This is a genomic window from Ureibacillus aquaedulcis (genome assembly GCF_030418165.1).
Classification (GTDB): Bacteria; Bacillota; Bacilli; order Bacillales_A; family Planococcaceae; genus Ureibacillus; species Ureibacillus aquaedulcis.
On the sequence record NZ_JAUHTQ010000005.1, the window covers coordinates 112,599 to 125,883 of the forward strand.

At 39.7% G+C, this 13,285-nt stretch carries 12 protein-coding genes; 1 reads left to right on the top strand and 11 read right to left on the bottom strand.

Annotation, left to right across the window (positions count from 1 at the left end; genetic code table 11):
• Positions 1–9: 9 nt before the first annotated feature.
• The 5 genes from QYB95_RS08925 to QYB95_RS08945 form a co-directional block, all read right to left on the bottom strand.
• A complete protein-coding gene (locus QYB95_RS08925; protein WP_301138094.1) occupies positions 10–1,467 on the bottom strand; it encodes an extracellular solute-binding protein in 1,458 nt (485 codons plus the stop codon).
• Between the two features lie 83 nt (positions 1,468–1,550).
• The gene (locus QYB95_RS08930; RefSeq protein ID WP_301137992.1) at positions 1,551–2,429 is read right to left on the bottom strand and encodes a carbohydrate ABC transporter permease; all 879 of its coding nucleotides are present in this window, start codon (positions 2,427–2,429) and stop codon (positions 1,551–1,553) included.
• Between the two features lie 13 nt (positions 2,430–2,442).
• Positions 2,443–3,345: an ABC transporter permease gene (locus QYB95_RS08935; RefSeq protein ID WP_301137993.1), complete on the bottom strand. Its 903-nt coding sequence runs from the start codon at positions 3,343–3,345 to the stop codon at positions 2,443–2,445.
• Positions 3,346–3,376: 31 nt separating this feature from the next.
• Positions 3,377–3,685: a DUF4387 domain-containing protein gene (locus tag QYB95_RS08940; RefSeq protein ID WP_301137994.1), complete on the bottom strand. Its 309-nt coding sequence runs from the start codon at positions 3,683–3,685 to the stop codon at positions 3,377–3,379.
• A 3-nt stretch (positions 3,686–3,688) separates the two neighbouring features.
• Positions 3,689–5,044, bottom strand: coding sequence for an acyclic terpene utilization AtuA family protein (locus QYB95_RS08945; protein ID WP_301137995.1), 1,356 nt, complete (start codon positions 5,042–5,044; stop codon positions 3,689–3,691).
• A 217-nt stretch (positions 5,045–5,261) separates the two neighbouring features.
• On the opposite strand from QYB95_RS08945, the gene QYB95_RS08950 reads away from it, so the two are divergent.
• Positions 5,262–6,356 carry an ABC transporter ATP-binding protein gene (locus QYB95_RS08950; protein WP_301137996.1) on the top strand — a complete coding sequence of 365 codons (1,095 nt, stop codon included), beginning with the start codon at positions 5,262–5,264 and terminating at the stop codon, positions 6,354–6,356.
• A gap of 358 nt (positions 6,357–6,714) precedes the next feature.
• Here QYB95_RS08950 and pnpS read toward each other — a convergent pair whose 3' ends face one another.
• The 6 genes from pnpS to citZ all read right to left on the bottom strand — a co-directional run bounded on the left by pnpS (position 6,715) and on the right by citZ (position 13,152).
• Positions 6,715–8,160: a two-component system histidine kinase PnpS gene (gene pnpS / locus QYB95_RS08955; RefSeq protein ID WP_301137997.1), complete on the bottom strand. Its 1,446-nt coding sequence runs from the start codon at positions 8,158–8,160 to the stop codon at positions 6,715–6,717.
• Entirely contained in the window at positions 8,157–8,870 is a 714-nt protein-coding gene (locus QYB95_RS08960) for a response regulator transcription factor (protein WP_301137998.1), read from the bottom strand. Before QYB95_RS08960 ends, pnpS begins: the two co-directional genes overlap by 4 nt.
• Before the next feature lie 54 nt (positions 8,871–8,924).
• Positions 8,925–9,359, bottom strand: a complete 435-nt coding sequence (locus QYB95_RS08965) for a MaoC/PaaZ C-terminal domain-containing protein (RefSeq protein ID WP_425609192.1) — start codon at positions 9,357–9,359, stop codon at positions 8,925–8,927.
• A gap of 185 nt (positions 9,360–9,544) precedes the next feature.
• Positions 9,545–10,483 (bottom strand): malate dehydrogenase, encoded by a 939-nt coding sequence (mdh, locus tag QYB95_RS08970; protein ID WP_301138000.1) that lies wholly within the window; start codon positions 10,481–10,483, stop codon positions 9,545–9,547.
• A gap of 215 nt (positions 10,484–10,698) precedes the next feature.
• Positions 10,699–11,958, bottom strand: coding sequence for an NADP-dependent isocitrate dehydrogenase (gene icd / locus QYB95_RS08975; RefSeq protein ID WP_345783712.1), 1,260 nt, complete (start codon positions 11,956–11,958; stop codon positions 10,699–10,701).
• A gap of 78 nt (positions 11,959–12,036) precedes the next feature.
• Positions 12,037–13,152, bottom strand: a complete 1,116-nt coding sequence (citZ, locus tag QYB95_RS08980) for a citrate synthase (protein WP_301138001.1) — start codon at positions 13,150–13,152, stop codon at positions 12,037–12,039.
• Positions 13,153–13,285 lie beyond the last annotated feature (133 nt).

The following is a 13,285-nucleotide window of genomic DNA, read 5'->3' on the forward strand; positions in this document are numbered from 1 at the left end:
AACAGTCCTTTATTTTACCGTTTCATTCGCCAATTTTGTGATGTCTTCTCCGCCGGCCCCGTACCACTCTTCTACAAAAGCATCAAACTCATCAATTGAAACTTTTCCTGTAATAATATCGGCAGCAAATTCTTTATATAAGTTTTCCATTGCATCCCACTGGCTAATGTACTCTTCTGGAATTGTGAAGTCATTATCCGCCACATAAGTGTCCACTACTGCATCTGTGGATGCTTGCCCTGGAGGACTTAATAATGGTGTTTCCGAACTTAATGGTGTATCCAGCGTTACAGTTTGAGGCTCCCAGAACCTGGAGAACCATTCAGAATAAAATTTATCTGTTAACACAACTTCACCATTCTCGATCTTGTAGTGCTCCCCCTCATAACCCAGCAAATCAAGCTCCATCCCTTCAGGACTCGCAAGGAAATCCAAAATTTCAAATGCGATTCCTTTGTTTGGCGATTGTGACGATATTGCAAGCCCCCGCGGCTCCTTGGTAACGCTGGTCGCTGCATAGCCGGATGAAACTCCGGCAGCACTCGGCAATACGGTTAACTCTGCACTGTCCCCATTGACCGCCTTGGTACGGGTATTATATAAATCAATAACTTTACCATTTGTACCGACAATTACCCCAGCTTTGTTGTTATAAAAATCATCTTCTTTTACATCCCATTGTTTTGTTAAATACTGATTATCCAGTAGACCACCTGCGTAAAGTTCCGCATAAAAAGCGAGTTTTTCCTTTTCGGCATCGGATACTTTTTTGTACACATAACCACCAGTACCATCCTCCAACCAAGTGGAAGTAACACCAAATGCCCGATTAAAAATGAAATCCAGCTCCGCTATATCACCAGCTACAGTTATCCCATATTCGGACAGTCCTTTATCTACCAACTCCTTAAAGAAAGCTTGGTAGTTTTCAACTGTAGGATCAGCAAGCAAGCTTTCAGAAGTAGTTAATTGCTCCAAGAAATCTGTACGTACGACCGGTACCTTATGATTGATTGGTTTGACCCATAATAGATATGGATAGTTATCTAATCTAGTAGCATTATGTTCATACAAAATATCTTTTAAATACTCGGAATCCTTGATATATGGCGTTAAATCCTCCAGCAATCCCTGTGCCGCTATTTGTTCATCACTGCCTTGGAAATAAATAAGGTCGGGAATCTCTCCGCTATAAAGCAGCAAATTTAATTTTTCTGCATAATCACCTTGGGCTATTTCAACAATATTAAATTCTACATCCAAGTCCCGATGTTCCTTTAATGCTGCCTCCAAAGCATCGTAGTATTTTACGGAAGCTTCACTCGAAGGTCCATCATCTTTATAGGCAATCGTGATGACCGTTTTTCCATCCTCTGTTACTTCGGGCTCAATAGCTTCCTCCTCCGCTTTATCGCTGCATGCGACCAACAGAACCGCAAACAATCCAAGTAAGATTACCCCTAACATCTTCTTCACCTTAAAACCCCCCACCTAAATTTTGTAGTGATCATTTTGGATTCGCAAATCCTCCAATGCTGGAAGATTCACCTTTATTCCTTCACTCCACCATCCATTGTCCCCTTTGTAAAATACTTCAGGATGAGTGGATAAAGTAATAACATCGGAATAACAGCCACCACAATCGTGGCTGATTGCAGGGAGCCAAAATCAAGAGCAGCCAGCAGCTCAGGTGTCATACCTTCTACTCCCTTCAACAGTGTCGTATTATCCTGCGTTACAACGAATTGTCGCAACACCACCTGAAGCGGCCATTTATTTGGATCTGACAAGTAGATTGTTGCTCGGAAATATTCATTCCAATGATAAACGCCATAAAATAAAGCTAATGTGGCAAGGGCCGGCTTTGACAGGGGCAGCATAATTCTCGTGAATATTCGGAAATGTCCTGCCCCATCGATTTTGGCCGCTTCCAATATACTGTTAGGGACTTCCTGGAAGAAACGCATCAAGATGAATAAATAATAGACATTAATCGCTTTATAGAAAATGACGGCAGCATATGAATCTAGCAAATGCAGATCCTTCATTAACAAATACTCCGTAATCATTGATGGTTCAAAAACCATAATGGCAATCAGGACAACCAATACGAGTCGTTTGCCTACAAACTCGGTTCTGGCCAGAACATAGGCTGTAATGGCTGTTAAAAATAGGTTTAGACAGGTCCCCACGATTGTTATAAAAACCGAGTTGAAAATACTTTTTACTATAAACGGATTGGACATGATAATTTCATAGTTAATAAGCGAAAAGCCTTTGGGGATCACTCCAAGACCCGATAATTCATTGACTCTTGCAGGATCGGATAGCGACATTGCGAGAATATTAAATAAAGGAATTAAGACAGCCAAGGTAAAAATAAATAAAATTAATTGAATAACCGCCTTTGTGATGCCAAATCGCCTCACCTTCACTCCCCCTCTACCATACGCCTTTTCCGGTTAAGCGTTTTGATAAGAAATGGGTACCCAAAATCAATATCAAGCCTATGACACCCTTAAACAAGCTTGCTGCTGTTGCATATGAATATTGACCATTCAGAATCCCAATTCTATAAACATACGTATCCAAGATATCGATCACACTTAGTACCGAGTCGTTCATCAAGTTAAATACTTGGTCAAATCCTGCACTCATAAAGAATCCCAAATTTAGAATAAATAAAGTGACGACTGTACTCATTAGTGCGGGGAGGGTAATATAGCGCATTTGTTGAAGGGTAGTTGCCCCGTCGATACGGGCTGCTTCATAAAGCGAGGGATTAATTTTCAGGATTGCCGCCAAATATAAAATGGAATCCCATCCTGCACTTCTCCACATCTCTGAGTACACGAGCACCCAGCGAATATGTTCTTTACTAGTCATATAGTCAAGCGAGGGCAATTGAAAGAAGTTGCGTATAACATTCACGCCCCCATCAAGTGGATCAAGCAATGTAATCCAGATTCCTGCAATCACCACCCAGGATAGGAAGTGAGGTAAATAAGAAACCGATTGAACATATTTCCGAAATGGACCAAAACGCAATTCATTTACCAAAAGCGAGACAAGAATGGGAACGGGGAAAATAAAAATAATCTTCATAGTACTGATAATCACGGTGTTCAATAAGACATCCTTAAAGGCCGGTGAGCTGAATAACTGCTCAAAATGCTTCCATCCAACCCATATATTTTCGCCTATAATTCTGTAATCCTGAAATGCCAGCTTCATATTGACGATGGGAATAATGTGGAATATGACAAAATAGAGCATTCCAGGCAGCAGCATCAAATATAAAATCCAATCTTTGCGAATACGTTTTAAGCTACCTCCCCTTCTCATCTCCTCACCCCTTTCTCAAATAGTATCCTTGTTAAATTTCAAGATTCATTAATGGGGCATGCTGTTGAGCACCATAAACATCCCTGTCTCCCGGCCCCCCTGAAGAGATTTTCCTGGCGATTGTTATTTTTATGCCAAGCGCTTGATCGAAATAAACGAGATGGTGGATATCCTCAAGGCTCAAATTATAAATTTCGGCAATCTTCTCTTTTGTAATCACCCCTGCATCCTTTACTTCCTCATAAATCTTTTTGTCATCGAACAAAACATCTAAAGTAATCTCAAACGGACCCGCATTTTTACTGCGCAGGATTTTCGCTTTTTCGACCAACTTGACCATTTTTCATACCTCCACTATCTCCAAAAGGAACGGGTCTTGTGTAATTCGCATTAAATGATAAATAGAAAATTCATAAACAGGGCCAAACTCGATATCACTCGGAGCAAATGGAAAAGCTAGATTTCCGGCTGTCGATTTTCGCCCCACATAGCCGAAATGCAAAAAGGTGGATCTAACATTGGCACAAATCGCATTGGCCAATTCCTGATCTTTAGCCAATACCTCGAACATGACCCCAATTTCATGTCCAAAAAAGAGGCTGGGCTCCTGCTCACCCAAAACGGCATCCTTCCCGTAATGATAGAAATTTATTTTGTAATCATTCACGGAAATCTCTGCAAAGTAATTTCTTACTTGCCTAACGACTTCTTTTTCTACCTCCTCTAATTGGTTGATTAATAGCGGGTCTCGAATGCCTGCAATAACAAACGTACGATAGGCAATTTTTCGAGCTCCTTCTAACTTAATCCGCATTTCATCATCAGCAATATATTGACTGTTCCGAACTTCGATTACTCCATCCCCTGCTTCATTAAATTCACAGTTTTCAAGATTAAGTTTAAAGCCTGGCCCATGCAATATAAACGGATGCTCTTTTTCGTAGAATGTATGTGCCGCCACACTGGTTGGTGTACATTTTCGCATTGGATTCAAGGCCTGCACAGTAAAAGAATCCCTGTAAAGCGTACCGAGAATGCCGTCCTTTGTCGTTCCGGGCTCTGCACATAAAGCCCCGCACTCCAATATTTTTCCTAGATGATACGATAACCCCGGGTCCATTCCATGATAAATTCCCAAAGCCGCGAAAGGAGACGGATCATAACTTCGTCCACATAAAATAATGTCACATCGCTGCCTTAATGCTTTTAAGATAGGTTCGTGGCCCATTTGTGCCACAATGGTTTTGGTATCCAATATCGTCTCAATTGTAAGGTTCGGGATATTAGAACTTAATGGCGTGATGCGTCCTTCCTTTAATGCGTCAATAATTGTCTGTTGTTTAAAATCCGCCCAGATGATCCCGATCCTGGCATGGGTATTTAGCTCAGCCAATATTTCTCTTACAATTTCTACAGTTAACTCAACATGTTTTTTGGCTCCTGCTCCCCCTGATGAACCAATGATGACAGGAATTCGATGCGTTAAACCTTTTTGAAGAATGATAGACAAATCCTTTTTTAGTGCACGGCGACTTACAATCGAAACATTCGCTCCTAATTTATGAGGACCTGCATCTGTAGATCCTGCATCCACCACTATTCCATGAATTTTCTCGTTGAAAGCGTCCAAAAAAGGTTGTTCGGGAAACCCATACCCGAGAATGCCGCAAGGAGATATTATTTTAATGCCCTTTTGCATACGAATCCTCTCCTTTTCATCACTATTTTGTAATCGGTTACACCTTATTACGGATATTCAACAATTATCTGGAAATATCGAGAAATGGATTCTTAAAGAGATGCATAAAATAGACGTAATAAAATCATTGGCTTTTCTGATGAACCCTATATAATATGCCTACATTATCTGAAATTTGAAATGTATACTCGAAAAGTTTTCATAAGGAGGATGTTTATTGGAAGCTCTGGCATTGGAGAATATTTGCAAAACCTATCCTGATGGTTCCCAGGCTGTAAGCAATTTTAATTTAATCGTTGAGGAGAAGGAATTTATCGTTTTGGTCGGACCATCAGGCTGCGGAAAGTCTACAACACTAAGAATGATTGCGGGTCTTGAAGAAATTACGGATGGCTCTTTGCGAATTGCATTAAAGCAAATGAATGATGTAGCCCCCAAAGATCGTGATATTGCTATGGTATTCCAAAACTATGCACTCTATCCCCATATGAATGTATACGGTAATATGGCATTTGGACTCAAGCTTCGAAGATTATCAAAAAAGGAGATTGATAGACGGGTAAAGGAGGCCGCTGACATTTTGGAGCTAACAAATGTCTTAAAGAAAAAACCTTCCTCCCTATCAGGCGGCCAAAGACAACGTGTTGCATTGGGCCGTGCAATTGTGAGGGATGCGAGTCTTTTTTTAATGGATGAACCTTTATCTAATCTAGATGCAAAATTACGTGTCCAGATGCGGGCAGAAATTTCGAAGCTCCATCAACGACTTGGTACAACAACGGTGTATGTGACACATGATCAAACAGAAGCCATGACAATGGCAACACGATTAGTAGTGATGAAGGACGGGATCATTCAACAAATTGGCGCTCCAAAAGAAGTGTACGATCGCCCAAACAACATTTTTATAGGAGGTTTTATTGGTGCACCTGCCATGAATTTCTTTCATGGCAAAATAGAGAATGGACTGTTTACTTTAGGAAGCTACCAGTTAAAAATTCCAGAAGGTCAGTATGAAAGGTTAAAGTTACTAGGCTACGAAGGAAAGGCAATCAAATTAGGCATCCGTCCTGAATATATCAATCAAAATAAAATTGCACTTTCAAATGAAAAAGTTTGCAAGGTGAAAGAAAAAATTCAAGTGGCCGAGTTAACGGGCTCCGAATTAATATTGCATTCCATGATTGAAGAACAATCCTTTATCGCTCGCGTGCATCCTGACACGATTGTTGTCCCAGGAGAAGAAATAGAACTATTCTTCGATATGGATAAAGCACTTTTCTTTGATGTCGAATCAGAGAATCGGGTATAGAAAATGGGGTGGCCTCTTAAGCCAACTCATTTTTAATAATAGAGTTAGAACTGCGGCTTTTGTGGCAGCGAGAACATCGCTCCCGTGACGAACACGCGCATGCCTAACTCAACTAGACAAAATTTAAGCTAGGATCTGTGTTAATAGTTTTCTCCTATATATTTACCGGTTGATGTTAGTAAAGTTTCATTTAAGCAAATCTTTTGCCCCCAAAAAAAGAAAATGCCCCTGCTGATTGGGACATTTTCTTTCATGTATGTTTATCTAATTACAAATTTGAAACAGGGGGGGTTTCTATTAATAATCATATGATAGAAATATGAAGGTACAATAACATTATTGTAAAGCTATTGTTAAGTTACTTTTTTAATGGAATTAATACTTTCATGCAAGTACCTTTTCCCACTGTACTTTCTACGTTTATTTTCCCTTGGTGAGCTTCCACCAAGTGTTTTACAATAGCAAGCCCTAAACCCGTACCTCCCGAATTTCGGCTACGTGCTTTATCTATCCGGTAGAATCGTTCAAAAATACGAGCAATTTCACTTTTCTCGATGCCCATCCCCTGATCCTCTACTTCGATAATGCCAAACTCACTATTCGACTTGATGCGTAGTGTAATGGCAGTATTTTCAGGAGAGTAGGTAATGGAGTTCGTAATCAGATTCGTGAAAATTTGAATCAGTCGATTGAAATCTCCCATGACCATGACATCCCGGACAATATCCACATCAAACTGCATGTTCTTCTCATCCAGGCGTGGACTTGTTAGTTCTACTGCACGAATCAACACTTCCTGCAAACTCGCCGGAGCAATATTAACGGAGAATCCATGCTGTTCAATTTTCGATAACTCCAGCAAGTCTTGAATCAGCATCTGAAGGCGATTACTTTCTTGATAAATAATATCCAAGAAAGAGATAAGCATTTTTTCATCTTTAAAAGCACCATCCAATAAAGTTTCCGAAAATCCTTTAATGGAAGTGATCGGCGTTCTCAATTCATGGGATACGTTCGCAACAAAGTCCTTGCGTATTTGCTCAAGGCGTATCAGCTCCGAGATGTCATGCATAACGATTACAACGCCGAGCCAGCGCCCATGATCTCCAACGACAGGTGCCCCATAAACTTGCTTATATTGAATCTCCTGCTGGATTTCCACTTCTATTTGTTTGCGATAAGGAAGTTCCGTTAAAAAAACATGGTCTATAAATTTTTCCAACTCGGTTGGTAAGCCCAATGTTAAAAAGTTGTACCCTTTGACTTCATCAATTGATAATTCAAATCCGTCCAGAAATTGCCGATTTACAATTGACACGACCGCCTCACGGTCAATCATAATAAGAGCACTGCCCATGTTCTCGATTAGCGTTTTTAGTCGTTCATCTTCGATTTCGCGAAGCTTCTCAAGCTCTTGCAGGTTTCTCGCTAGAATATTGATGGAATTTCTTAATTCAACAATACTTACAGGTCCAAGTGCATAAGCACGGGCTCGATAGTTTCCTTTCGTGAGTTCTTTAGCAGTCAGCGTGATATTTTCAATCGGATCTAATAAGTTCCGAATGAGATGATTTGCAACTAAGCATATGAGCACAAAACTAACCAAAATTAAAAAAGCAATGATAGAGGAAAATTGTTTCCCTATCTCTTCTACCTGCACTAGGTCGAATTCCAGATTAGTTTTTGCTGCAAAGTTCTCTATTATAAAAGGAAAAAGCTGACCCAAAATAAAGCCAAGGACAGCTAAAACAGAACCGGTTAAAATCATGAAGGTAACAAATAATCGATTTCGGTATGCCTTCATAGGCTTTTGGGCTCCTCGAATTTATATCCGATTCCTCTGATCGTTTTAATGAACTTCGGTTTTCGGCTATTTTCCTCAATTTTATCCCGCAAATGGCTGATATGCACATCAACAATTCGTGTATCGCCGGCAAAATCATAATTCCATACAGCGCTTAACAGCTGATCTCGGGTTAATACGCGATTTTTATTTTCCAATAGATAGACGAGCAGTTCGAATTCTTTTGGTGTAAATTCCAATGACTCTTCTTCAAGAAATGCTTCGAACCGATTCGGGAACACCTGTAATTTGCCAAAGTTATAAACTACATTTTCCGGTTCTTCTTCCTCTTGTTGCTGAACTGGTGTAAACCGTCGCAGAACGGCTTTCACACGAGCGATTACTTCTCGCGGGCTAAATGGTTTTGTCATATAATCATCTGCACCAAGTTCTAAACCTAATACTTTATCAAACTCGTCATCTCTTGCTGTCAGCATAATAATCGGTATATTGCGTTTTTGACTGCGAAGCTCCTTACATACTTCCATCCCATCCATAGTGGGCAGCATCAAGTCCAATAAAATAAGATCTGGTGAATGTTCTAGGGCCATATCAAAGCCTGTTTTCCCATCATGAGCAAGCAGTACCTCGTATCCAACGCGCTCTAAATTATATTGTAATAATGTTGCAATTGATACTTCATCTTCTACGACCAAAATTGTTTTTAACATATACAACCTCCAATGATGATTTGAAACCCCCATTTCAAATCAGAAAACAAAACTCTAATAAGGTGGTACTACCTTAAGTACGCCATCCAATACTTGTATATTCTTTTCTTTAAATGCATTCACATAGATTTCAAGTATATTTTGATTTAGATCGATATGCTGTACCTCAAGTAATAGTTGGATTGTTTCATTTAGATACACCGGCTCTAAATATAAAATATTCTGTTCGCGAATATGTGAGCCGGGTCCAGGCAGGTGTTTGGATATGGCAGAAGTAATGATTCCATTTAACATGATCGCAGGAATAATCGGTTTTTTGTATGGTGTTCCGACCGCGTAATCATGCTGAATATATAGTGGATTATTATCGTTAGTCAAGCCTAGATAAAGCAGTAAATCTTTGTCTTCAATCTTTTCGTTTAATAGCAGCTTTTCTCCAACAATGATTTCATCAATCTTCTTTCCGAGTTTCATACCCTTACGTAACAGCAATTACGCAGCAACCCCTTCGCTTTCTCAGTTACCTTCATAGTATCAATTTTTAGTGAAAATAACAATCTCTAGAAATAGGGAATGAAATAAGTTTATGTTGGGGAATGAAGCTGGGAAATCTATCCCCTAATACTGCATTAAAAAATCGAGTGAGGTTGCCCCACTCGACTTAATCAACACTCTTATTCCAACACCTTCATTACTTCTCTCACCGCTTGTGCCGATACATCCAGTGCTGCTCTTTCCTGTTCTGTTAATTGGAGTTCAAAGATTTTTTCGATGCCATTTGCACCAAGTAATGCAGGGACACCCAGGTAGATGCCATCATAGCCGTATTCCCCCTCCAAATAGGCAATGGAAGGCAAGATACGTCTTTGGTCTTTTATGATTGCTTCAGCCATTTCTACAAGGGCTGCAGCTGGTGCATAGTAGGCAGAACCATTACCAAGCAGATTTACGATTTCTCCACCGCCCACTCGTGTCCGCTGTACAATTTCTTCTAAACGCTCAGGGGCAATTAGTGTCTCCAAAGGTATGCCGCCCGCATATGAATAGCGAGTCAGTGGAACCATTGTATCGCCATGTCCACCTAGTACGAAACCTCTAATATCTTTAACGGATATATTTAATTCTTCGGCAACAAATGCACAGAATCGAGCCGTATCCAAAACCCCCGATTGTCCAATTACACGGTTTTTAGGGAATCCCGATTCCTTATATACTGTATAAGTCATGGCATCTACAGGATTTGTTAAAACCAGGATTGTTGAATTCGGTGAATATTTGGCAATTTCCCCGGCCACTGATTTCATAACCTTTTGATTTATTTGAACTAAATCATCACGGCTCATCCCAGGTTTTCGCGCTATACCTGCAGTAATAATCACTAAATCGGAGTCCGCAGTGTCCGCGTAGTCGGAAGTACCTTTTACGTGCGAATCAAAACCTTGTACAGGTGCTGCCTCCCACATATCCAAGGCTTTCCCTTTTGTTGGGTTCTCCGCCTGGGGAATATCAACCAGTACCACATCTCCCAGTTCTTTTTGAGCAGCTAGGAACGCTGCCGTTGCACCAGTAAAACCTGCACCGATAACAGATATTTTTTTTCGTTTCAGAGACATATTGCCAACACTCCTTTTACCTGATTTTGATTCCTTATTTTAGGGAAGAACGGTGTTTATCAAATCGTTATTTAAAATTGGTAATTTATCCATCTACTATTAATATATCCAAAAACGGAAAGGGTAAAAAGAAGGGTAGCTAATATTTCATAAAGTATTGCTACCTTATTCATAAAAGCTACCCATTTTATTTTACATTTTTAATTTTGCTAAGATTAAAGGTTGTTGATTAATTCGTTAGCGAACTCTGAACATTTAACTTCTGTAGCGCCATCCATTAAACGGGCAAAGTCATAAGTTACAACTTTAGAAGCGATTGTTTTTTCTACAGAGTTAGTGATTAAGTCTGCAGCTTCCTGCCATCCTAAGTGTTCAAGCATTAATACACCTGAAAGTAATACTGAAGATGGGTTCACTTTGTCTTGACCAGCATATTTTGGAGCTGTACCGTGAGTTGCTTCGAAGATTGCATGTCCAGTAACATAGTTAATGTTAGCTCCTGGAGCGATACCGATACCACCAACCTGTGCAGCTAATGCATCAGAGATATAGTCACCATTCAAGTTCATAGTAGCTACTACATCGAACTCATTTGGACGAGTCAAGATTTGTTGTAAGAAGATATCAGCAATAGAATCTTTAATGATTACTTTACCAGCAGCTACAGCTTCGTCTTGAGCTTTGTTGGCAGCTTCTACGCCATCTGCTTCTTTGATGCGGTCATATTGATCCCAAGTGAATACTTGCTCGCCATATTCACGTTCAGCTAAATCATAACCCCATTGTTTGAATCCACCCTCAGTGAATTTCATGATGTTACCTTTGTGAACTAAAGTTACAGAAGGACGGTTATGCTTGATAGCATACTCGATGGCAGAACGCACTAAACGTTCAGTACCTTCTTTTGATACTGGTTTAATACCGATACCTGAAGTTTCCGGGAAGCGGATTTTGTTAACGCCCATTTCTTCTTTCAAGAAGTTGATTACTTTTTTCACTTCTTCAGATCCTTGAGCATATTCAATACCAGCATAGATATCTTCAGTATTTTCACGGAAGATTACCATATCAACATCTTCTGGTTTTTTTACTGGAGAAGGTACACCTTCGAAGTGACGTACTGGACGTAAACATACATATAGGTCAAGTTGTTGACGCAATGCAACGTTTAGGGAACGGATACCGCCACCGATTGGAGTTGTAAGAGGTCCTTTAATTGCGATTAAGTATTCGTTAATTTTATCTAAAGTTTCTTGTGGTAACCATTCACCAGTTTGGTTGAATGCTTTTTCACCAGCAAGTACTTCTAGCCACTCAATTTTCTTTTCGCCGTTATAAGCTTTTTCAACAGCTGCATCGATTACGCGTGATGCTGCAGCCCAGATATCTGGACCAATTCCGTCACCTTCGATGAAAGGAATCGTTGGATTATTTGGTACTTGAAGTACGCCGTTTTCTACTGCAATTTTAGACATAGATGTTGCCTCCCTATTTTCATAAATCTAGGACTGTGATTTCACAGTCCTAGACAATTTTAACATATATTATAAAAATTATCTTTCCTCGATTGATACGTATTTTTGCATTCCTGGTCCAACATATTCTGCACGAGGACGAATTAGACGATTATTCGCATATTGTTCTAAAATATGTGCAATCCAACCTGATGTACGAGAAACTGCGAAGATTGGTGTGAACAAGTCATGTTCGATTCCTAATGAATCATAAACTGATGCTGAGAAGAAATCAACGTTTGCTGGAAGTTTCTTTTGCCCAACAATCATGTCATGAATTTTCACTGACATTTCATATAGTTCTGGTTTGCCAGTCAATTTAGTTAATTTTTCGCTCATTTCACGTAAATGTTTTGCACGTGGGTCGCCTTTGCGGTATACGCGGTGTCCGAATCCCATAATTTTTTCTTTGTTATCTAGTTTTGTTTGGATATAAGATTCAACATTATCAAGTGAACCAATTTCAGATAACATTTTCATAACTTGCTCGTTAGCTCCACCGTGAAGAGGACCTTTTAACGCACCGATTGCAGCAGTTACGCCTGAATATACATCAGATAATGTAGCTACACAAACACGTGCTGTAAATGTTGAAGCGTTTAATTCATGGTCGGCATGTAAAACTAAAGCTTTGTTGAATGCTTCAATTTCGATCGGTGCTGGTTCTTTACCATGTAACATATATAGGAAGTTTGCAGCATATCCTAATTCAGGTTTTGGTGCAACTGGTTCTAAACCTTTACGGATACGAGAGAAACCAGTAACTACAGTAGCAATTTTAGCTTGTAGGCGAATTGCTTTACGGTAGTTTGCTTCAGGAGACATTTCATCTGCTTCCGAATCAAAAACACCTAATACTGAAATAGCTGAACGAAGTGCAGCCATTGGATGTACTGTATCTAATGGATATGATTTAAATTGGTCAAAGATAGCTTGAGGTACTTCAGCATTTTCGGCTAATTCTTTAGTTAACTCTGCAAGCTCGTCTTTTTTTGGTAAACGTGTATGCCAAAGTAAATATACTACCTCTTCGAATGTAGCATTTTCAGTTAAATCATCAATATCGTATCCAACGTATGTAAGTGTGTCATCGATAATTGAACTGATTTTAGTTTCTGCAGCTACGATACCTTCTAAACCGCGTGTTGCTGTCATAAAAAATCGCTCCCTCTTTATAAAGATTTTAGTTGTAAGTGCTTTCTTTTTATAGCACCTAAAAAATTCTGCTCATGTGAACCTATAAGTAAATCGCTTACATCCCATATTATAATAAATTTTGACGGCTTTG